This window comes from Staphylococcus sp. HMSC14C01 (assembly GCF_001808085.1).
Classification (GTDB): Bacteria; Bacillota; Bacilli; order Staphylococcales; family Staphylococcaceae; genus Staphylococcus; species Staphylococcus hominis.
The window spans coordinates 50,365-71,527 of the sequence record NZ_KV792027.1; the positions used below are offsets into that span (position 1 = coordinate 50,365).

23 protein-coding genes are annotated in these 21,163 nt (G+C 29.9%); 7 read left to right on the plus strand and 16 right to left on the minus strand.

The genetic code is table 11. The features are described 5' to 3' along the window. Positions 1-12: 12 nt before the first annotated feature. The 3 genes from HMPREF3131_RS04555 to HMPREF3131_RS04565 form a co-directional block, all read right to left on the minus strand. Positions 13-1,077: a glycosyltransferase family 2 protein gene (locus HMPREF3131_RS04555; RefSeq protein ID WP_017176013.1), complete on the minus strand. Its 1,065-nt coding sequence runs from the start codon at positions 1,075-1,077 to the stop codon at positions 13-15. Then, complete coding sequence (gene tarB, locus HMPREF3131_RS04560; protein WP_070436493.1) at positions 1,074-2,168, minus strand: teichoic acid glycerol-phosphate primase TarB; 1,095 nt, start codon at positions 2,166-2,168, stop codon at positions 1,074-1,076. The genes HMPREF3131_RS04555 and tarB overlap by 4 nt, the downstream gene beginning before the upstream one ends. A 222-nt stretch (positions 2,169-2,390) precedes the next feature. Beyond that, entirely contained in the window at positions 2,391-3,203 is an 813-nt protein-coding gene (locus HMPREF3131_RS04565) for an ABC transporter permease (RefSeq protein ID WP_070436494.1), read from the minus strand. Between the two features lie 314 nt (positions 3,204-3,517). Here HMPREF3131_RS04565 and tagH point away from each other — a divergent pair, with 314 nt between their 5' ends. Next, entirely contained in the window at positions 3,518-4,312 is a 795-nt protein-coding gene (gene tagH / locus HMPREF3131_RS04570; protein ID WP_017176016.1) for a teichoic acids export ABC transporter ATP-binding subunit TagH, read from the plus strand. 47 nt (positions 4,313-4,359) lie between these two features. Here the strand turns inward: tagH and tarA are convergent, their stop codons facing one another. Continuing rightward, positions 4,360-5,118, minus strand: a complete 759-nt coding sequence (gene tarA, locus HMPREF3131_RS04575; RefSeq protein ID WP_017176017.1) for an N-acetylglucosaminyldiphosphoundecaprenol N-acetyl-beta-D-mannosaminyltransferase TarA — start codon at positions 5,116-5,118, stop codon at positions 4,360-4,362. A 178-nt stretch (positions 5,119-5,296) separates the two neighbouring features. On the opposite strand from tarA, the gene HMPREF3131_RS04580 reads away from it, so the two are divergent. Beyond that, a complete protein-coding gene (locus tag HMPREF3131_RS04580; RefSeq protein WP_049413762.1) occupies positions 5,297-6,040 on the plus strand; it encodes a M50 family metallopeptidase in 744 nt (247 codons plus the stop codon). A gap of 41 nt (positions 6,041-6,081) precedes the next feature. Here HMPREF3131_RS04580 and HMPREF3131_RS04585 read toward each other — a convergent pair whose 3' ends face one another. From HMPREF3131_RS04585 to HMPREF3131_RS04630, 10 genes are all read right to left on the minus strand, one after another. Next, entirely contained in the window at positions 6,082-6,729 is a 648-nt protein-coding gene (locus HMPREF3131_RS04585; protein ID WP_049382098.1) for a metal-dependent transcriptional regulator, read from the minus strand. 189 nt (positions 6,730-6,918) lie between these two features. Continuing rightward, positions 6,919-8,958: a cation:proton antiporter gene (locus HMPREF3131_RS04590; protein WP_017176020.1), complete on the minus strand. Its 2,040-nt coding sequence runs from the start codon at positions 8,956-8,958 to the stop codon at positions 6,919-6,921. Between the two features lie 193 nt (positions 8,959-9,151). Beyond that, positions 9,152-9,652: a Na+/H+ antiporter subunit G gene (locus HMPREF3131_RS04595; RefSeq protein WP_017176021.1), complete on the minus strand. Its 501-nt coding sequence runs from the start codon at positions 9,650-9,652 to the stop codon at positions 9,152-9,154. Continuing rightward, complete coding sequence (mnhF2, locus tag HMPREF3131_RS04600; protein WP_017176022.1) at positions 9,627-9,929, minus strand: Na+/H+ antiporter Mnh2 subunit F; 303 nt, start codon at positions 9,927-9,929, stop codon at positions 9,627-9,629. The genes HMPREF3131_RS04595 and mnhF2 overlap by 26 nt, the downstream gene beginning before the upstream one ends. Next, on the minus strand, positions 9,926-10,408 hold the full coding sequence (mnhE2, locus tag HMPREF3131_RS04605; protein WP_017176023.1) for a Na+/H+ antiporter Mnh2 subunit E: 483 nt from the start codon (positions 10,406-10,408) through the stop codon (positions 9,926-9,928). The genes mnhF2 and mnhE2 overlap by 4 nt, the downstream gene beginning before the upstream one ends. Further along, positions 10,405-11,904: a Na+/H+ antiporter Mnh2 subunit D gene (mnhD2, locus tag HMPREF3131_RS04610; RefSeq protein WP_049415487.1), complete on the minus strand. Its 1,500-nt coding sequence runs from the start codon at positions 11,902-11,904 to the stop codon at positions 10,405-10,407. Before mnhD2 ends, mnhE2 begins: the two co-directional genes overlap by 4 nt. Further along, positions 11,894-12,241 (minus strand): Na+/H+ antiporter Mnh2 subunit C, encoded by a 348-nt coding sequence (gene mnhC2, locus HMPREF3131_RS04615; protein WP_002448875.1) that lies wholly within the window; start codon positions 12,239-12,241, stop codon positions 11,894-11,896. The genes mnhD2 and mnhC2 overlap by 11 nt, the downstream gene beginning before the upstream one ends. Further along, positions 12,238-12,663, minus strand: a complete 426-nt coding sequence (gene mnhB2 / locus HMPREF3131_RS04620; protein ID WP_002455676.1) for a Na+/H+ antiporter Mnh2 subunit B — start codon at positions 12,661-12,663, stop codon at positions 12,238-12,240. The genes mnhC2 and mnhB2 overlap by 4 nt, the downstream gene beginning before the upstream one ends. After that, positions 12,650-15,052: a DUF4040 family protein gene (locus tag HMPREF3131_RS04625; RefSeq protein WP_070436495.1), complete on the minus strand. Its 2,403-nt coding sequence runs from the start codon at positions 15,050-15,052 to the stop codon at positions 12,650-12,652. Before HMPREF3131_RS04625 ends, mnhB2 begins: the two co-directional genes overlap by 14 nt. Before the next feature lie 14 nt (positions 15,053-15,066). Then, positions 15,067-15,624 (minus strand): tyrosine-type recombinase/integrase, encoded by a 558-nt coding sequence (locus tag HMPREF3131_RS04630; RefSeq protein WP_048683106.1) that lies wholly within the window; start codon positions 15,622-15,624, stop codon positions 15,067-15,069. Between the two features lie 142 nt (positions 15,625-15,766). Here HMPREF3131_RS04630 and HMPREF3131_RS04635 point away from each other — a divergent pair, with 142 nt between their 5' ends. The 5 genes from HMPREF3131_RS04635 (at position 15,767) to sarA (ending at position 19,110) form a co-directional block, all read left to right on the plus strand. Next, complete coding sequence (locus tag HMPREF3131_RS04635; protein ID WP_002448893.1) at positions 15,767-15,973, plus strand: sigS mRNA-stabilizing protein SroA; 207 nt, start codon at positions 15,767-15,769, stop codon at positions 15,971-15,973. Positions 15,974-16,005: 32 nt separating this feature from the next. Continuing rightward, positions 16,006-16,227: a DUF2922 domain-containing protein gene (locus HMPREF3131_RS04640; protein WP_017176027.1), complete on the plus strand. Its 222-nt coding sequence runs from the start codon at positions 16,006-16,008 to the stop codon at positions 16,225-16,227. Between the two features lie 180 nt (positions 16,228-16,407). Then, positions 16,408-17,334, plus strand: coding sequence for a DMT family transporter (locus tag HMPREF3131_RS04645; RefSeq protein ID WP_049434576.1), 927 nt, complete (start codon positions 16,408-16,410; stop codon positions 17,332-17,334). 270 nt (positions 17,335-17,604) lie between these two features. Continuing rightward, a complete protein-coding gene (locus tag HMPREF3131_RS04650; protein WP_228452098.1) occupies positions 17,605-18,420 on the plus strand; it encodes an efflux RND transporter periplasmic adaptor subunit in 816 nt (271 codons plus the stop codon). Positions 18,421-18,735: 315 nt separating this feature from the next. Then, positions 18,736-19,110 carry a global transcriptional regulator SarA gene (gene sarA, locus HMPREF3131_RS04655; protein ID WP_002448898.1) on the plus strand — a complete coding sequence of 125 codons (375 nt, stop codon included), beginning with the start codon at positions 18,736-18,738 and terminating at the stop codon, positions 19,108-19,110. A 246-nt stretch (positions 19,111-19,356) separates the two neighbouring features. Here the strand turns inward: sarA and HMPREF3131_RS04660 are convergent, their stop codons facing one another. Next, positions 19,357-20,172, minus strand: coding sequence for an alpha/beta fold hydrolase (locus HMPREF3131_RS04660; protein ID WP_049413752.1), 816 nt, complete (start codon positions 20,170-20,172; stop codon positions 19,357-19,359). 158 nt (positions 20,173-20,330) lie between these two features. Continuing rightward, on the minus strand, positions 20,331-21,047 hold the full coding sequence (locus HMPREF3131_RS04665; RefSeq protein ID WP_049434578.1) for a hypothetical protein: 717 nt from the start codon (positions 21,045-21,047) through the stop codon (positions 20,331-20,333). Between the last annotated feature and the right edge of the window lie 116 nt (positions 21,048-21,163).

Consider the following 21,163-nt stretch of genomic DNA (forward strand, 5'->3'; position numbering starts at 1 on the left):
ACCCTTTCTCATTTACTTATTCATTATACGTTTCAATGATTGCTTTCCACTGAATGCTAATTTTTTAGGCATTACTTGTGCTTGAAAACGTAAAAAACCAGGTCTCCCAATTCCTACATCAATAAGTGTATGTCTCCATAACTCATATGTCTCACGTGTCCAATGAGTCGCACTTTGCTCTACGGCTTGTACTATTCTAAACAACGCTTCTCCAGAATAATTTGTATGTTGCATATCTCTGATATATTGAGTGATTTTGTCTATAATTTGAAGTGTCACTTTACTGTATTTTATTAAATATGCTTGAATGAGATAGCTGACAATTAAGTCATCCATTCGATAACTATAATATGCTTTTTCGTTGACAAGTAATAACATATCCATGACTTCACATCGAACTTTTCTAGCATCTTCTAAGTAAGATATAAACGTATCTGCACGTTGATCTGTAATAGAACCTTCTCGCTCATTGTATCCATATACTATAAAAGGAACTAGTTGGATATCCCTTGCCATTAAATAAGCACGAGTGACAAATGTATGTTCTTCACAAAATACTACATCTTCATCGAATCTTAGTGTATTAAATTTAGCTTTGAATAACTTGCCACCTGGTCCAATAGATTGAAGTATTTCTGGCGCTTCTGCTAAAGAAACTATTGCTTCACGATGAATGTCTTCGTGTGTTGGAATAACTTTCCAGTCGCCATTCAATCCTCTACCGATTTGCCCAATCACAATATCTAGATGCTCATTTTTTTCATAATATTGAATCATTTGATCCATTTTTCCAGGTAAAAATTGATCATCTGCATCTAAGAACATAAACGCATCGATATCATCTGACATTGCAGAAAGACCCATATTTCTACTTTTTGCCGCTCCTTGATTGTCTTGATGATAAACAATGAGATGTTTAACTTCTTTTTGCAATTCAGTTAACACTTGTTTTGTACGATCTGTTGATCCATCGTTAATACAAATAATTTCTACGTCATGTGTTGTATCAATCGATTTAACTGCTTTTCGAATTGTATTTTCAGCATTGTATACTGGAATAATAACCGCTAATTTCATTCTTTCACCAACTTTTCAATAAATTTCAATACGTTTTCTAAGCTTTTTTCACTATTATATTTATGCCAATTTTTAAATAATGGTTTTATTTCTTTTTCATTATATTTAATCTTAGTCACTAATTCATCTATATGTTTCACTTTATAAAATGTTGGAATATCGCGATAAAATTGATTCAATCCACGTACCTCTTCATACTCTTCTTCGTCAAATACATAAAATAATGTAGGCTTATTGAGTAAACTAGCTTCTATTGGTAGAGAGCTATAATCACTAATAATAATATCAGCCATCATTATTAGTTCTGATGTTGGCGCAATATGCTCACTATTAGGGATTGATGGATGAAGTTGATTAATGAGAGTATAGTTGGGTAATTGCTTTTCAAAATATACTTTATCAATTTGACGATTATCCATTTGATTTTCACGATAAGTAGGCACATATAATGCTAATTTATTAGGAATATTATAATATTTTTTTAACTTTTTTTGCTCCGTCTTAAGGTCTAGTTTAAAATATTTGGTTAATCGAAGTAGACCCAACTTAAGCATTTGAGTGCGCTTAGCGTCAAAAGCACTTTCAAAACATTTACTCATCTCTTCTCCACCGACTAAATAATAATCAGTAGCCTTATAAACGCTTTTATATTGTTGAACCATTTTTTTATTATTTAAATCTACTTGATGATCCGTTAAACCAAAATTTTTTAAAGCACCTGAAGCATGCCATGTTTGGATGATGGTCTGTCCTTTTTTCTTATGATACCCTCCGAGCATAAGATAATATGTATCAATCACAATCACTTTTGCTGTACTTATCGTCTTGATATGTCTCACTATATGATTATTTCCTGCAGGAACAAAAGATACATTTTTAAATTGCTTTAGCTTAGCCCATTCTTTTTCTTTAGCAATGACTGTTAATTCATAACCTTTCTGATTTAATTGCTCAATTATTGGCATAACGTCTTCGGGAAATGTCATTAAAATCGCAATATGATTCGATTTTAGTCGTTTAAATCTAAAAATTTGGTTTACGATAGTAATAAGTGTCATATAAATATTTTTTATCACTACTCTTGTCATCATTTAATCCCCTTACTCGTTAATAAAATAATTTATAAAGAAAGAGTAGGACAGAAATACATTGATTTTGTCTCTACTCCTTATCCTTTTCACATACATCTCTATCGACATCGTCGATATTTTATATTTATTCATGATATATATACTAAAGAGCTTGAAATGCAATCTAATACATTTCAGGCTCTCTACTAATAAATGTAAGTATTGATTTATCTAGCACACATTTTATAAGAAATCTGCAAAATGATCTCGATATCTACGATGTAATATAGACCCTAATACAAAGAATACTAAAATAATAATCATATTATAAAGAAGTAATCTCCAATGTTCAATAAAGTACCATTGATGGAATAAAATTGCTGCACGGTAAGACTCAGCTAAAAAGTATACAGGGTTAAATTTCATAATGTCATTAATTACGCTACTAATTCCAGTATCTTTTGGTATCCATAAAATAGGAGACATATAGAATAAAATTCTTAGTAATGCTTGCATAATCATCTGTGTGTCACGAACAATGATTCCAAGTGTTGAAGTAAAAAGTGCTACAGAAGCCACAAAGAAAAATGTTAGTGGTACGTAAATTAACAATTGTACAATATGGATAGACGGCATAATACCATTTCCCATACAAATTGCAATAATAAGTGCTAATAAGCCAATATGGCCATAAAATTTACTTGTTACGATATAAGTTGGAATAATTGATAAAGGAAAATTCATTTTCGCTACTTGGTTAAACTTCATAGATACTGATTTCGTACCTTCAAGAATACCTTGGTTAACAAAGAACCACATGCTAATTCCTACTAGTAACCATAAAATAAATGGAATGTCATGTATCGGTTGATTACTACGAATTCCCATACCGAAGACAAACCAATACACCATAATTTGAAGTGCTGGGTTAAGTAATTCCCAAGCCATACCTAAGTAATTATTTGTATTTGTTATTTTAATTTGAAATTGTGCAAGTCGTTGCACTAAATAAAAGTTTTTTATATGTTCTTTAAAAACAGTTCCTACTGCCGACATTGAAATAAACCACACTTTCAATTGTAAATTCATAATGGCTTTTAATTTCTTTAACTACTGATTAAAATCGTTTTATTATAAAATTTCTAAATCAACGTTTAAAATGATTCATATAAATCCATTATATATTTACGCAACTTATTCGTCGAAAATTTTATTAGGATAGACTTAATTCAGAAAAGAAAGTAAAATTAATATATTGTTTACAAAAAAGATACAAAATCTCATATACACTTTACACTAGGTTAATAAATTTAACAACTATTGAGTGATGTATTATAATCTATATAATAAATCATAAGAAAGGAAAAATCATGAGCGTATCTGTTAACATAAATCATGTGACAAAAGAATATCGAATATATCGCAATAATAAAGAACGTATCAAAGATGCGTTAATTCCTAAAAATAAAAACAAAACCTTCTTTGCTTTAAATGATGTGTCTATTACTGCTTATGAAGGTGATGTGATTGGTTTAGTAGGTATAAATGGTTCAGGAAAATCCACGTTAAGCAATATGATTGGTGGTTCATTATCTCCAAGTTCTGGAAATATAGATCGTCATGGTGAAGTAAGTGTCATCGCCATTAATGCCGGTTTAAATGGGAGACTGACGGGCATTGAAAATATTGAATTTAAAATGCTTTGTATGGGGTTTAAAAAGAAAGAAATTAAAAGACTTATGCCTCAAGTTATTGAATTTAGTGAGCTTGGCGAATTCATTTATCAACCTGTTAAAAACTATTCAAGCGGTATGCGTGCGAAACTTGGTTTCTCTATCAATGTAACGATTAATCCTGACATTTTAGTTATCGATGAAGCACTATCTGTTGGCGATCAAACATTTACTCAAAAATGTTTAGATAAAATATATGAGTTTAAAGAAGCAAATAAAACGATTTTCTTTGTAAGTCATAATATCAGACAAGTGCGTGAATTCTGTACTAAAATCGCTTGGATTGAAGGTGGAAAGCTAAAAGAATTTGGTGAATTAGATACAGTGTTACCTAAATATGAGCAATTTTTAAAAGATTTTAAGAAAAAATCTAAAAAAGATCAAAAAGCATTTAGACAACAACTTGATGAAAAACGGTTTGTTGTAAAGTAAAAGAGGTAGAGACCTAAGCGATTCATAGGCTTAAGTCTCATCCTCTTTTATTTTTTCTTCTTATTCTGCAATTTCCAAACTTTAAACATAAATTTAGGAATACTTTTTATACGACCTATTCGCTTCCAGTCAATAAGTAATCGGTATACCCATTCAATATTTAAATTCCTAAAAAGACGGGGCGCTCTTTTTTTAGTACCACTAAACACTTCTAACGAGCCACCTACCCCCATCATTACTGTATGCTTAAAATTACTTTCATTTTTTTGAATCCATTCTTCTTGTTTTGGAAAGCCCATTCCAACAAACAAATAGTCAGGATTGAAACGTTGAATTCTTTTCACTACAGTTTCATCTGACAGATCAATATACCCATGATGATACTCAAAAGTAACATTAGGATATTTCTGTTGTAATTTATGTTGTGCTTGCGCAACAATTTCATTTTTTGATCCTAACAAGTATACCTTTTGACTTTGCTCGTGTGCAAATTTAATACATTCTTCCATAAGTTCAATACCTGGTACACGTCGCTTTAATGGTTGTTTTAATCTATTAGAAGCTTTAACTACACCTGTACCATCCGCAATGATATAACTTGCACTATTTATAAGCTTTCTATAGGTTACATGTTCAGAAGCATACACTACGATTTCAGGATTAGCAGTTACAATAAACAAGTTATCATTTGTATTATTTTCAAAAAAATGTTTAATATTTTCAACCATATCCAACATTGTCACATTATCGAATTGTACGCCTAATATATCTACTTTATCGTTTTTTTTCTTTTTTGAACTATACATTTACGTTAACTCCCTGCTTTCTTACCCTCTTTATATGTTGTAATGAATTTATAATAACCTCAACTTATTCATCATATATTATTTTTATCATTGTATTCAAAAATACGTCTAAAGTCTAAAGGTCCAGTTTATCTTAATGATTTATAATAGAAGTCATACTATTAACGTGAGGTTGATTATGGATTATTTGCAACAATTTTTAACTACGACTGTTATCTTAAATATTTATTTAGTCATTATTATAGCAATATTTTATATAATTATTCATCAAAATCGACATTGTTCTTTTAGTCAATATTTAGATATTTACTTAAATTATATTCCAGTACTGACTCATGAAATGGGTCACATTCTATTTAATAAGTTAAGTGGGGGGCATGCTAAAGATCTTGTCATTGTTGTACGCCCTAGTGAACGTAAAGAAACGTTACAACAAGGCTATGCAATAACACAATCTAAATCAGTTACTGGACAATGTATTACGACATTAGGTGGATATGTCATGCCACCAATCATGTTAATGATAGGTTTTTGGACCATTCATTTTAACTATCCAAGCTTATTTTTAATCTTATATAGTTTGATATTTGTGTATTACCTTAATTTAACATCTCGAAAATTGTCTCCCATTATCGTTTTAATCATTTTAATTTCATTATTGTATTTTTTATTGCAAGACAATAATCAATTTATGATTTTTTATATCGTAGTCCTCCTATGCCATCTTATCTTAGGTGTCCTATTAGGAGAAGTTTTGCAATCTAGTTGGACAATTATATTATTGACTTTCCAAAGAGTAAAAACACATTGGGATGGTAATACTTTAGCTGAATTGACACATTTACCAACATTATTTTATAGTCTATTTTGGATTATGATTAACGTTTTCTCTTTATATTTAATATACAAATTTATGATTTAAAAACGGCTCATCATATTCAAGTTGAATAGATGACGGTTTGTTTAATTTTTCTCCACAAATATATTCATTGCATTATCATAACTTAGAATCGTCATAGTTGTATTATTATTTATAATCATGACTTTATTGGTTTTATCTTTGGATACTATTTCAATGTTATCTCCAATTGAAATATGCTTACTGGATAGATAAACAAGTAAATCCGTTCTATCGCGAACACGTTTAATGTTTACTATGTCTCCTTCATCATATTCAAGTAATGAGTCATTATACTTTTCTTTATAAATATAATTTCTTGGAATAACTCCTCCATGCGGACAAGTTTCAGGATAATTTAACAGTTTATCTATCCTTTCTAAAAATAAGTCAGAAATTTTATGCTCTAAAATTTCCGCTTCTTGATGTACTTCTTCCCAATTATAATTTAACACTTCAATTAAAAATTGTTCTAATAAACGATGTCTTTTTATAATATCGAGTGTATGAGAGAGACCTTCTTTAGAGAGTTTTACCCCTTTATAATGTTTAGTTTCAACAAATCCAGCTTTTTCTAAACGATTTACCATTTCACTTACAGAAGGTGGTTTTATATCTAAATATTGAGATAGTATTTTATTTGAAACAAAAGCGCTATCACCACCATTAGTTAGAATTGCTTTGAGATAATCCTCTTTTTCTTCAGTTAACATGATTTCACCTCATAAACAGTTTCATCTTATTGTATCACGAATGGTTGAGTAATGTAGTTGTCTTCTATCATCTTACAATAAGAGGAATACATCTTAAATTTCAATTTTAAACCTTCCATTTATACTAAAAAAACCTAAGACATAGCGAGTTGTCTTAGGTTTAGTATTAATCATTATTGAATTATTAAATTAATCAGTTAAACTGTCTACAATAACCATTTCATCATAGTTAATTGCCTCACGTAATTTTAAAGCTGTCGCTTCTGTAATCTCTTCATCACTAATAAGTTCAGTTAAAATACGACGTTGCTCTCTTAAAGCATTCAACTTAATTTTAGTAATTGAATCTTCAGAACGTGTGTTAAAGAAGTTAGATGGTGATAAGTTGTCTATTCTCATTAAATATCCATCACATATCATACCCACTTCTAATTTATTATCTTCATTTGCCTCTTTAACAAGTCGGCTTACAACATTATAATGGACTCTTTTATTGATTTTAGAAAGTTCCATTAAGTTTTCAGTAACACTTAATGATGAAGCTGCATTTGTACGTGTACGAATATGACGTTTCAAAAGTAATCCTCTAATTCCAACAATAATACGACGACTGAGTGAAGCTTGTCTATAAACTTGTGTACGTTCAGCAAATCGCATATAGTTTTCTAACATGCTTTCCGTAATTTCGCCTTCATCTGCTAATTTTTCAAGCGTTTTTGTTTCTACGTTAAAAGCAATTCGTTGTAAACGTTCCAGCTCTTTTGAATTCTCGTCATCTTTTTCTACTGATTTTAGGAAAGTTAATTTATCATGATATTCTTTAATAACATTTCCATATCGATAGCTTGTTTCAAAGGAGGAACGTTTGTTTAAATAATCAATCACGTGTTCTAAAATATAAATTCTTGCTTCTTTAAAATTCATACTTCCTATTTTAGGTTGAGGTGCATTTTTCGTAACAAAAGGTAAAATGATTTGTGCAATCACTAAGCTTAAGATAACCATACCTGAAGAAATAAAGAGTAAGTCATTACGATACTTAAATGACTCATGATTTTCTAAATAGTAAGGTAACGTTAATGCGATTGCGAGTGAAATTGTTCCATGAACACCACAAAAAGTCATAATTAACGCATACATACTTCGTTTAGGGGGTTTCTCTTTCGTATTTGTTCCATCATCATTCATTAATTTTTGGAATGGACTGACTGATAGATAAAATAAAGGATATAGTACATAAACCCAAATAAATCTAAATACATATACAGCCAATGCTACTAATAAAGTAATTCCTATTAAGAAAAGTAAGTTATGTGGTTCACTTTTAATAATTTTTACAATGACTTCCGGCACTAAGAAACCAAGTATCGAGAATACAAAACCATTTAACGCATAGCCTAAAATATTCCACGTATGGTTATAACTTAGTTGAAGGCGTGTACGTGTTTGAGCAATACGGTCACGTTCAAAACCATGAACAAGTCCAGCCACTACAGCAGCAATAATACCTGAAGCATGGAATAGTTCTGCCACAAGATAGGTTACAAATGGTGTTAACAATTGAAGAAATACAAACATATTAATATTTTCAATACCACGTCGTGTTAATGTTAGACGGAATCGAACAAGTAATATACCGATTAACAATCCTACAATGGCCCCTCCGATTGAAGCAATTAAGAATTGTTGAATCGCTTCAAATAATGAGAAAGCGCCAGTAACAAGTACCCCTACTGCTATTTTAAATGAAATGATACCTGCAGCATCATTTAATAAAGACTCACCTTCTAAAATCGTCATTGCACCTTTTGGTAATACTTTACCTTGAGTAATAGCTTGCACTGCCGGAGCATCGGTAGGACAGAGAATTGCGGCAATCGCAAACGCTGCACCAATTGGTAAATCTGGCCATACTAAGTGAATAAATAACCCTACACCTATGACGGTAGTAATTACTAAACCTAATGCCATTAACATGACAGGTTTAATATATCTTCGTAAATGTACCCTAGATACATTAACACCTTCAACAAATAATAAAGGTGCAATGGTAGCTAGCATAAAGAGTTCAGAATCAAAATTGAATTCAACTGGTACAGGCAATATAAAGAGGATCATTCCTAATATGATTTGAATAAATGCAAGAGGTACTTTAGGAATAAAAGTATGAACAAAGGAGCTTACAATAACAACAGCTAGAAATATGAGAATCGTTTCAAATATTTCCAAACTTTCACCCCATTATTTCACATTTAATTTGAGATATAAGATACATTATCATCTTATTTATTTTAAACGTTTGTAGTTATTATCTACCGTTCTTATGCTCTCAATTTAATATCAATTTTATCATTAAAATATATTCAGATTAACTAACTTGCACTTTCAAAATAATTCACTTAAAAACTATTAAGATATGCAATTATTCTTCTAAATCTTCAATATTTTTATCACCATGTTGTTTTCTTTCTTCAGCTCTATAGTTTTTAATATCATAATACAGTTTTTCTCGTTGTTCTTCTCTTTTTTTAGCACGACTTTTTAACTCATCTGTTGTATTAAATTCTTTTGAACTTAATAAAATGGAAGATTGTCTTGGTGCATCATCTTTTCTATACATGTATGCTCCAGTTCGATAAGCTGCTCTAGCAACAAGGTGCATACCAACAGCAGATGTTAAATTAATAAAGACAATGGATAATAATAAACGAACACTAAAGAGACCTTGCGCCGTCGTAAAGTATATTAATACCCCGATTAAAGTAAGTAATACAGAAAGCGTTGAGCTTTTCGTAGAAGCATGACTTCGTAAAAAAACATCTTGAAATTTTACAATGCCTATTGCACTAATTACTGCAATAATACTTCCTAGAAAAATAAGAATAGACGCAATCAACTCAGTGACGCTTTTTATGAGTTCCATTGAATACCCGACCTCCTCCAATAAATCTAGAAATAGATACAGAGCTTACAAATGAAATGATCGCAATTAACATAATTGAATCTAAGTACGCATCAGTATCATAAATCACGCTAACTACCCCAACAATGCACATAATGACGGCACTAGCTGCATCAAATGCTACGACTCTGTCTGCTGTTGTAGGACCTTTAATCAAACGAAACAATCCAATAATAAATGCAATACCAAATAATATTAAAGCTCCTGTACTAAAAAAGTTAGTCATCGCTTGGATCATCGTGACACCTCCATAATTAAACGTTCATATTGTTTAATACTTTTTAACAAATTAGCTTTTTCATTTTCAGAAATGTCTATACTATGAATAAAAAATTTATTGGTTAATTTTGAAATTCTAATCACTGTCGATCCAGGCGTAATAATAATTAAAATGGTTAAAAATGTAATGGCCCAATCACTTTTTAACTCTGTTTCATATGTGAGAAGACCAGGATTCATATCTTTTGTTTTAAATAAAATGTATTTAATGATACTAAGACTTGAAGTAATTAACTGATACAAATATATACCTAAAAACTTAATAGCTACCCATATTTTTACTAAATAAAATTCTTGACCAAAGAATCGGTGCAGTATATAAATCACAATTAATCCTATAAGATAGCCAGATACAAAGGTAGAGAATAAAAAAGAACCTTGGTCTTGAAAGAGTACCCATAGAAAAGCAATTAAGATATTCAATACAATTTGTCTCATTTATTCTCCTCCTTTAAATGTGGATTAACTAAGTGATGAAAGTAAGCATCATTTGTATTTAACTCTGTTGCATTTTTAGTAACATTCATAACAATTGGTGCTGCAAGACCCATAACTACTACAGCTACAGTTAATATGCCAATCATACCTTTTCGATGAGCAGGCAATGGATTGTAATCAACTTGCTCGCCATCTGCATCTCCAAAGTACATAATAAATAGTATTCTAAATAGACTATACATTGCTAAAAGACTTGTTAAAATCATGAGTGCTAATCCGATATAATTACCATTTTGAACCGCACCTTGGAAAATAAGCACTTTACCAGGGAATCCACTAAAAGGAGGAACCCCGCCAATCGCGAAAATCATAACGATAAATGCTACGCCAAAGAAAGGCTCTCTCTTTGCCAAACCATATAAATACTTATATTCTCTATAACCAGACATATAAACTAAACTACCAATAATAAAGAATAATAATGTTTTTACTACAATATCGTTTGTTAGATAAAAAATAGCACCATGAATTCCAGCAAATGTATTTGATCCTAAGCCTAAAATAATAAAACCAATTGATAAAATAACTTGATATGCTGCAATTTTCTTTATGTCTTTAAATGCAATGACTCCAAAAGCACCAATAATCATTGTAATACAAGACATAAATACAAGTATTGGGTGTGTAATATTTGGATGTTGATCAAATAATAAAGTGAAGAAACGAATTAAAGCATATGCTCCCACTTTCGTCATTAAAGCTGCAAATAAAGCTGCGAGCTCAGTATTTAATACTGCATAAGCTTTAGGTAACCACATAAATAACACTAACGATGCTTTTGAACCAAATGCAATCATAAATACAATTGCAATGACAACCACCATTTCATTATTGTGAATATCATCTAAGCGTAAGGCAACTTGAGAAAAGTTTAATGTTCCTACTAATTTGTAAAGTAAGCCAATACCTAATAAAAATAACCAAGACCCAATAATATTTAAAACAACATAGACAATGGCTGCTCTTAATTGTTCTATTGATTGTCCTAATGTTACAAGCACAAATGATGCAAGTAACATAATTTCGAACATCACATAGAGGTTAAATAAATCAGAAGTTAAAAAAGCACCAATCACACCGGTAGTTAAAAATAAAATAAATGTTGGTAAATAATAGCGATTCACACGTTTTTCAGCAGATCCAAATCCATACGCCATAATTAAAGTCACTACAAAAGAAGCGACTGTTACCATGAGTAAACTTAAAGTATCACCTAAAAATTGAATACCAAAAGGTGCTTTCCAACCACCAAAATCTAAAGTGATTGGTTTATGATTCATCACATAAATCAATAAAGCTAGCGAAATAAGCGTATTAACCGTCATTGTTCCAATATATAAAATCTTCGAAACTCTATTTTTATTCTTCGTAAATACAAGTAATAATGCACAAAGAAGTGGTAAGAGAATCGGAAGGATTAATAAGTTACTGTTCATCATCTTCATCCTCCCTAAGCACATCAATTTCTGATTCTTTTGTAACACGATATGTTCGATAAACTAATACAAGTAAGAAAGCTGTCATACCAAATCCAATAACAATTGCAGTTAAAACAAGTGCTTGCAATAATGGATCGACATAGTTGGTATTTGAACCACGAATAAGCGGTTCTGTTACGTGGTCACTATAGTGACCCATACTCATAATAATCAAATTACCCGCATGCGTATAAATCGAAATCCCTACAATAATACGAATTAAATTTAAAGATAATATCATGTATGTCGCTAAGAATACGAGAAATCCTATAATTAGTAATAAAATAAGATTCATGATTTACCTCCACTCAATGCCAACATAATTGTGACAATCACACCCACTACTGAAAGTACTATGCCTAATTCGAAAATCGTCACTGTAGTAATATGCATTTCATTAAATATTGGTAAATGAAGTGTAAATTCACTTTGATATAAAAATGATTTGCCAAAAAAGGTAGGCGCAATAGCTGTGATTAAAGAAATAAGCGCTCCAATAATCATTAATTTTCTAAAGTCGATAGGTAAACTATCCAATACTTTTTTTACGTCGAAAGCTAAAAACATCAAGATAAAAGCTGAGCTAAAGACGAGACCACCAATAAATCCTCCTCCTGGATTATTATGACCCGCTAAATAAATGTAGAAACCAAAAGTAAGTAAAATGAATACAACAATTTTAGTTACTGTTTTTAAGACTACGTCATTTTCTTTCATCTTGACCCCTCCGATCTTTGTAATTTAATAATATATAAATACCTAAACCAGCAATAATTAATACCAAGCCTTCAAACATAGTATCAAGTGCTCTAAAATCACCTAAAATGGCATTCACAATATTTTTACCACCTGTGAGTTCTTTTGCATTCATATAATATTTAGAAATAGTTTCTAAACCATCACCTTGTTGTGCCATAAATACAAGTGTTACCACTGCGCCTGCAAAAATGAATGCTACAACAATTTTCATCATTTCTTTTTTCTTATCTGCTTTCTTACGAGAAATATTTGGTAAGCGTGAAAAACTAACAATGAATAATATTGTAGTCATCGTCTCTACTACAAGTTGGGTTAAAGCTAAATCAGGTGCCCTCATGATTAAATAAAATAATGCAACTGAATAGCCAATAATTCCATTTAATATTACCATCGTTAAACGTTGTCTTATAAAGACAAGTGCTATACCAACAACACTGATTGAAATCGCAAGCAGCACTTCTAAAGGCCCAAAGTCAGTAACATGCATTAGATGTAGTTTAGGAAACCCTACTCTTAAAAAGCCATACGCTACAAATAGTGAAAACACTAAAAGCGTAATCACATTGTAGTAATTTAATCGGTTCGTCATTACACCACGAATACTACAACCAGCATAATGTTCAAATATGCTATAAGCTTTACGATAGGAATTTGTAATCGATGCTGTTTTGATTAAGCGGTGCGTTAACACTTTCCAATTTACTTTTGTTGCTAAAATAATTCCTAAAATAATAACAATGATACTAAAAATAAGCGGTAAATTAATACCATGCCACTGGGATACATGTGGTGCCATCTTATCAACTTGGATACCTAAGTTTGTGACATTTCTTAATGCAGGTAAAACAATCGGATGCGTAAAGGTATTTGGGATAAAGAAGATAACAGGTAGCATCACAGCAAAGATCATTGCTGGTAAACTGAACAACCACGGCTCATGAATATGCTTTTTAGGAACTTCTTTTTCATTAAATTCTCCCCAATATGTTTCTTTTAGCATGTAAACTGCATAGACAAACGTGAATATACTTGCAATCACGCCTAATGCCACAATTATGATGGTTAAAGTTAAACTAAATTGCTCTAATTCAATAGATTTAACTAAAGAATCAAAAAACATTTCTTTACTTAAAAACCCATTTAAAAATGGTACTCCCGCCATTGATAATGCTGCAAGCGTCATACTCACGTGCATTTTAGGAAAGAATTTTCTCATACCATTTAATTTTTTAATATCTCTTGTGCCCGCTTCATGATCAATAATACCTACGCCCATAAATAACGTACATTTAAATAACGCATGATTCATGACATGGAACAACCCTGCAAATAAAACTAATGTGTAAATTTTAGCCATTGGTCCACTTGGATGCTGCGCAATACCTCCACCTAAACCAACCATTGTCATAATCATCCCAAGTTGACTAACTGTAGAATAGGCAAGAATTCCTTTCAAATCATATTGTCTTAAAGCTGTAAGAGATCCAAACATCATTGTGATTAATCCTACAAAAGTAACAATATAAATATAACTATTACTTAAGCCTAATACAGGTGTGAATCTAAATAGTAAAAATATACCTGCTTTAACCATTGTTGCTGAATGTAGATAGGCACTTACAGGGGTTGGCGCAGCCATAGCTTTAGGTAACCAAATATGAAATGGAAATTGAGCTGATTTTGTGAAAGCTCCAATAAGCATCATAATGATCATTGGAATAAATAAAGGTTGCTCACTAATATGATGACTTTGCGATAAAATTTCAGTAATTGTATTCGTACCTGTCATTATGTACAACATAATAAAACCTGTTAATAATGCTAAGCCGCCAAATACCGTAATCATAAATGACTGTATTGCACCTAGCTGACTATTTGCATTACTATACCAATACGAAATAAGTAAGAAAGATGAAACACTTGTGAGTTCCCAGAAGATATACATAAGAATGGTATTATTAGATATTACTATACCTAACATACTAAACATAAATAAAAGTAAGTATATGAAAAATCTAGGTAAGTTATCACCATTAGGCGTTAAATATTGAGTAGCGTAAAAGAAAACAGCTATCCCTATAATAGAAATAATTAAAGCAAACATTAATCCAAGTCCATCTAGTCTTAAATCTAAATTCAAATCGATAGCTGGCATCCAAGCTAGTTTAAAAGAAATCACTTTCTGATGAAGTACACTAGGAATTTGAGATAAGAAATAAACAGAAGCAATTACTGGAGCAAATAGGGAAATATATCCCGCATAGCGTCTTAGAGGTCTAATAAATAAAGTGATTAGAACCATACCTATGATTAGTAAAAGTGCCCCTAGTAAATAAATTAAACTCATCAAAACCCTCCTTTTTATAAATTCAAAGCAATAATTGTATGATGATCTTCTTTAGGTGACAAACCAATAAATTTCAAAGTTTCATGCGTAGTCTGGTGTCCTAAATATTTTTGAATAATCGCAATAGAAATACCCGATTTATAAGCATGATATGCAAAAGTTTTACGTAGAGTAGTTAAACCAATATGTAAAAGGCCTAATTCTTTAGCTGCGTGGTGAATAATTCGATAAGCTTGCTGACGTGAAAGTTCTTTATGTGTACGAAGAGACTGAAATAAAAGATGATCATCTTTCAACTGATTTTCATAGATATATGTATCAATTTCATTTCTTAAATCAGAAGGAAGCATAATTTTGATAAATGGGGCACTTTGTTGAATCCAAGCTGTCTTTATTTCTTTATTTTCTTTATTCTTTATATCTTCAACTTTAAGATGTAATAAGTCAGTAAGTCGCATACCTGTATGTATAGCCAGTTTAAATAAAAGATAATCTCTGTCTGATTTCATTTGTAACACGTGATACATCTTCTTAATATCATTCTTTTTCTTAATAGGTTCTACATAATTCATTTATCCACCTCAAAAAAGTTTCTTATTTAATGATATATCATATTTTAGTAACATTAAAATATTTCGCTCAATTATTTTTGACTTCAAGTTACTTTTTTTAAAAATATTTTCGATATATAAAGTGTAAGGAGGTGAAAGTAAGATGAACGAAATTACTCAGTTATCTGTTATTTGTACTCACGTTACACATGATACAAATGGAAAAGCTAAAGAAATTAAACGTCGATTTAATAACATTAATACACGTGCTTCTGAAGCAGACATCAAATCATTTGTAACAACAATTTCAAATTTGATTGAAGAATCTTTCGATAAAGTTGAAGTTGTAAAAACTCAAGGATTAGTTTAATGAATGATTTTATTAAAAAGGAGGTATGAACAATGTCAAAAACGTTAGAACTTATATTTAAGACAAATCTAAACAAAACAGCTAAGTTACAATTACCACAAATTTCAGCAACAATAACAGAAGCTAATGTACAATCAGCAATGGAAAATATCATTAAGTTAGATGTTTTAAGATTTACCAGTGGCGCTCCAAGTAAAGTCGCTTCAGCTCAGATTGTAGATAAAACAACAACTGTTTTATTTGAATTAAATTAATTGACATAGTAGACGTAAGTTACAATATCAAATTTTACTTCACGTCTTCTAAACAGTAGATTGAGAATGGATGAAGAGTTCTAACAGAATTCTATCCGTTCTCTTTTTTAGTATAGAATTTTTTTATAAATTTACGTATAATAATCATATTTGATAGTAAAAATAATGGAGGAATTAAGTTTGCTTTTTCTATTTGTACTTGGAATTATTGCTGGTATGATGGTGCCTATTCAAACATCGATTAATTCTAGATTAGGTCGATTTACAGAATCATCTTTTTATGCCTCTACGATTTCTTTTTTTGTAGGCACTCTATTTTTATTAATACTTAATATCATTTTTAATATCCAAATGTTCTCAAGCTCATTTTATGCTGGTCACTCTATTGATTATCATTGGTGGGTTGGTGGCTTGCTTGGTGTATGTTTCTTAACAGGTAACTTATTACTTCTTCCAAGATTAGGTGCAGCACTTACGGTTGTGATGACAGTTGCTGGTCAAATCATAATGGGTGTTATTATTGATACATTGGGATTACTTGGAGCCAATCAAACATCTTTTACTTTTTTAAAAGGTGTGGGAATTATTGTTTTATTATTCGGAATTCTTCTTATGAATCATATACCTAAAAATAAACTTAAAGATAAAAGAAATATCTCACTTTATATTTGGTTGTTCATTGGCTTTATTTTCGGATTTGCGCCTCCACTACAAACTACAATCAATAGCGGACTTTCAAATCAAATGCATTCTTCTTTATTCGCTGCACTAGTTTCTTTTACTGTTGGAACTATTGCGTTATTTATTCTAACAATCATATTTAATAGAAGTTTAAAAATGAAACTATCACAACATCATTTCGGTCGTATTAAACCGCTCTATTTTATTGGTGGAATTTTAGGTGTCGTATTCGTTACATCTAATATTATATTAATGCCCTATTTAGGTGCTGCTCTTACAACTATTGTCGCAATGCTTGGTCAAATGATAATGGGCGTCATTATTGATCACTTTGGCATTGGTGTACCTAAAAATGAAATGACTTTCCGTAAATTTATAGGATTAATCGCTATAGCAATTGGTATTGTTTTATTACGTTTATTTTAATGGCTAATAAAATTAAACTTTTATCTAAATCTTCGTCTTCTTAATGAAATAATTGAGAAGACTTTTTTGATGTCATCATTTAATTATGTTGTATTTAGCTCTAAACTTGTATAATAAATGCATATTAATGTTTAGAGGTGATTATATTTGAAAAAGTTTTTATCCCCTTTACCAATACTGGTAACCCTCCTCCTTCTCCTTATTATTTCGTTTGGATTTTATATTTATTCTAAGATTCCTAAAACTACTCATTTAAGCAAAATAGAAACGATGACTGTAAAACCACATTACTCTCTTTCTTTTCAAGGCGTTCAGCAAGCTAAACAAAGTTATACACTTTATTATGAGCCCTCATTAGGTATTAGTTCAGATATTCTAGTAAAAAATAACGAAACGATATCTAAAGATACACCCATATTTAAATATTATAATCCACACATTGAAAAACATATTCTTGCAAAAAAGAATCTTTTATCTTCAATACAACACTCAAATAAAATATCCTCCGATAACTTCAACCAACAAGTTCAATTATCTAATGATATACTCAACTTACAGCAACAACTTCAAACACGTATTTATGCTCCTATTAAAGGTCGAGTCACTGTACTTCACCCTTTCCCTTCAAAATCTCATACTGAAATTATGCAAATTAATAGTGATGAACGAATCATTCGTGCTAAAATCAATGAATCTCAACTCAAACAGCTTAAAAATAATCAACTTGTTCAAGTTTCTATTAAAAATACTAGGCAATTTGAAGGAAAAATTTTATCTATTTCTTCTATTCCTTATAAAACTGAGACATCTTCCTCTTTTTATAACGTAGATATTTCTACAGATCCTTCCTACCCTATTGGATACCATTTTAATCTTCACTTAGGAACAACAGAATATGAATTACCCAATAAAGTCATTTACAATAAAAATTATGTTCTAGTTATACATAATAAAAAAATTATAAAAAGAAACATTAAATATATTAAAAGTAAAAAAAGTGGGTATATTATGGTATCCAATGGATTAAATATTGGTGATAAAATTATTACGCATCCTTCTACATCTTTATTAGAAAGCACCGAATAATCTTTTATTTTAGTATATTAAACTTTAATTTTATAATATGGAGTATCATAATAATTGTTCTTAATTAAATCTTTTATAAAATTTGCTTATTTTTATAAACAAAGTATTAATTAATCAAAATATTGTTTTATTAAGTGCATTTTCGTTTACTTTCTAATTTTATTTAGTTATAATTAACTAAATAAAATAGAATTAAATTAATTTATTTAATCTAAATTATTAATAGCTTTTTTAAACTAATAGTTGACGTTATATATAGATAAATTTAACGGATGCATAAAAAATAGAAAGAATATTAGTTGGGGAGGTCTTAAAATGGCTATTTCAAAAATTAATGACTGCTTTGAATTATTAGCAATGATTACTTATGCAGATAAATTAAAAAGCATTATTAAAAAAGAATTTTCAATTAGCTTTGAAGAATTTGCTGTTTTAACTTATATTAGTCAAAGTAAAGAAGAAGAATATTATTTAAAAGATATTATTAATCACTTAAACTACAAGCAACCTCAAGTAGTAAAAGCAGTGAAAAATTTATCTCAAGAAGATTACTTCGATAAAAAACGTAATGAGCATGATGAAAGAACAGTATTGATTCTTGTAAATGCAACGCAACGTACAAAAATTGATGAATTACTTAATAGAGTTAACAAACGAATCGAAGAAGCTAATAAAGAAACAGAATTATAATAGTAAACCCTAAAGAGACTAGAACTTTAAAAAACCTAGAATAATAGCCCGTAGATAACATTCGTCTACGGGCCTCTTTTATAGCCATAATTCATATTATATGATGTTGTTTTCTGTAGAATAACTTCATTCTAATATTTATAAACATTGTTTAATAATTTTTTTATATCTAGAACCCCACCCTTTAGGTTGTTCTGTTTCCTTAGATATTCTATTGTAGATAATTTTGACTCTATGCTTATAATTTTATATCAATAAATTTGTAGTATGAGATGCATCATTTTTTTCTACAAAATTTAAATATAATGTTAAAAATTTCTCTTCTTCTTCTATATGAGGTGCATGCCCTGAGTCATTAAATAAAACATAATTTATATTTTTAAATTGATTTTCAAATTGTTGATTCTCTTTATTGATAATAATTGGGTCATAACGTCCTTCTACTATCATAGTTGGAACATTGATATCATGTGTGACTGTATTTGATTGATTCTCTGTATCTAATAAGGCTCTTGATGCTACTGCACTATCTTCATCGTCTTGTTTACTATATAAACGTTGACGTTGAAACCACTTCATTGCAACGTCACTTTTTTTGTAAATATATGGAAATAATATAAGTAACGCTTCAGATTTATTAAACCCCGCTACTTTATCTTGGTGCTCAATCATTAATTTTGTAAAACCATGGACAATATCTTCAGATTTAGAAGATATAATTGTTAAAGATCGCACTTTCTCTTTATATTTTTCGGTAAAAGCTTGTGCAATAATTCCACCCATATCATGTCCTAATAAATGTGCGCTTTTAATACCTAATTGTTGCATTAACATAATTAAATCTTTAATGTGATCATTTAAGTTATAACTCGTAGGATGTGTAGATTTCCCATGACCTCTCACATCGTAAACAATGACTCTATAGTGTTTTTTCAACTCTTTTTTTAATGAGTAAAACCCAGCTAAATTACCATCTAAACCATGAATTAAAATAACGGGAATGCCTGTACCTGCATCTTGATAAGCTATCTTTATTTGATTAGACGTTTCAATTTTTTTCATATCGGCACCTCCCTTAGTATTTACTATACCCACTAAAACATATTTAACGCTATAAACATGTATACAATTAATTATTTTTTTATTTAAAAATTTTTATATAATTTAAATAAAAAAACTCAACCCTATTAATCAGGGTTGAGTTAAAATCATATATTTTATTAGATACTTCTTCTAGATGATAATCGTATAGTATATGTAACAATTAGTACGACGATAATAATCCAAATGATAAGTGAAACAGTTTGAGCGACATTTGAATTTACAATAACAGCATCAATCGTCTTTTGAGAGAATAATAAACCTACTGCTGTATATTCTAATCTTTTAAAAATAACTCCGCATAAACTCATTATAAGTCCCATAAAGAAAATAAATTGATGACTATACATAGTAATAGGAACAATGCCTATAGTGAGATTAAATGCACGCATAATAATAAGAATTAAAGCAATAATTGCAATCATATAGCCTATGATTATCTCTGTGCGATTACTATATAAATATTTTTTTCGAGCAATTTGTATATGAATAAAAATAGTAATCGGGAAAATAACAATACAATAAAACAAAGATAATATGGTTGCAGCTTGGAATGGAACGTATTGCTTATCATATAAATATGAAATTAAAATAAAATTGATAATAAAAAATATAATAGGATTCAATTGTAAACCAAATAAATTCCGTTGAATAATTAAGATAATTTGAGCCGTTGCTTTTCCCCTAAAATCAAGATAATCTTGCTTTTTTGCTTCAGATTTTTTAAAGTCGTTACGTATATTTTCTTTAATGTCATCGATAAGTTTAGGGGGCATGCCTTTATGAGTAAAATAATCATTCACATTTTCAAGTAATAATTTATCGTTTGATCGCATATGTTGCTCCTTTATCGAATGCAAGTTTTAAAATACATTCAATTCATTCATTTCAACATTTTATCATAGATTTCAATTGATTTCTTTTCGTAAAAAAGAAGTAGGACAACAAATTC

Bases quoted from the DNA above. Each gene is read 5' to 3' on its own strand.
- HMPREF3131_RS04555 (WP_017176013.1), bottom strand. From the start codon at position 1,077: ATGAAATTAGCGGTTATTATTCCAGTATACAATGCTGAAAATACAATT.
- tarB (WP_070436493.1), bottom strand. From the start codon at position 2,168: ATGATGACAAGAGTAGTGATAAAAAATATTTATATGACACTTATTACT.
- HMPREF3131_RS04565 (WP_070436494.1), bottom strand. From the start codon at position 3,203: ATGTCGGCAGTAGGAACTGTTTTTAAAGAACATATAAAAAACTTTTAT.
- tagH (WP_017176016.1), top strand. From the start codon at position 3,518: ATGAGCGTATCTGTTAACATAAATCATGTGACAAAAGAATATCGAATA.
- tarA (WP_017176017.1), bottom strand. From the start codon at position 5,118: ATGTATAGTTCAAAAAAGAAAAAAAACGATAAAGTAGATATATTAGGC.
- HMPREF3131_RS04580 (WP_049413762.1), top strand. From the start codon at position 5,297: ATGGATTATTTGCAACAATTTTTAACTACGACTGTTATCTTAAATATT.
- HMPREF3131_RS04585 (WP_049382098.1), bottom strand. From the start codon at position 6,729: ATGTTAACTGAAGAAAAAGAGGATTATCTCAAAGCAATTCTAACTAAT.
- HMPREF3131_RS04595 (WP_017176021.1), bottom strand. From the start codon at position 9,652: ATGGAACTCATAAAAAGCGTCACTGAGTTGATTGCGTCTATTCTTATT.
- mnhF2 (WP_017176022.1), bottom strand. From the start codon at position 9,929: ATGATCCAAGCGATGACTAACTTTTTTAGTACAGGAGCTTTAATATTA.
- mnhE2 (WP_017176023.1), bottom strand. From the start codon at position 10,408: ATGAGACAAATTGTATTGAATATCTTAATTGCTTTTCTATGGGTACTC.
- mnhD2 (WP_049415487.1), bottom strand. From the start codon at position 11,904: ATGAACAGTAACTTATTAATCCTTCCGATTCTCTTACCACTTCTTTGT.
- mnhC2 (WP_002448875.1), bottom strand. From the start codon at position 12,241: ATGAATCTTATTTTATTACTAATTATAGGATTTCTCGTATTCTTAGCG.
- mnhB2 (WP_002455676.1), bottom strand. From the start codon at position 12,663: ATGAAAGAAAATGACGTAGTCTTAAAAACAGTAACTAAAATTGTTGTA.
- HMPREF3131_RS04625 (WP_070436495.1), bottom strand. From the start codon at position 15,052: ATGAGTTTAATTTATTTACTAGGGGCACTTTTACTAATCATAGGTATG.
- HMPREF3131_RS04630 (WP_048683106.1), bottom strand. From the start codon at position 15,624: ATGAATTATGTAGAACCTATTAAGAAAAAGAATGATATTAAGAAGATG.
- HMPREF3131_RS04635 (WP_002448893.1), top strand. From the start codon at position 15,767: ATGAACGAAATTACTCAGTTATCTGTTATTTGTACTCACGTTACACAT.
- HMPREF3131_RS04640 (WP_017176027.1), top strand. From the start codon at position 16,006: ATGTCAAAAACGTTAGAACTTATATTTAAGACAAATCTAAACAAAACA.
- HMPREF3131_RS04650 (WP_228452098.1), top strand. From the start codon at position 17,605: ATGACTGTAAAACCACATTACTCTCTTTCTTTTCAAGGCGTTCAGCAA.
- sarA (WP_002448898.1), top strand. From the start codon at position 18,736: ATGGCTATTTCAAAAATTAATGACTGCTTTGAATTATTAGCAATGATT.
- HMPREF3131_RS04660 (WP_049413752.1), bottom strand. From the start codon at position 20,172: ATGAAAAAAATTGAAACGTCTAATCAAATAAAGATAGCTTATCAAGAT.
- HMPREF3131_RS04665 (WP_049434578.1), bottom strand. From the start codon at position 21,047: ATGCGATCAAACGATAAATTATTACTTGAAAATGTGAATGATTATTTT.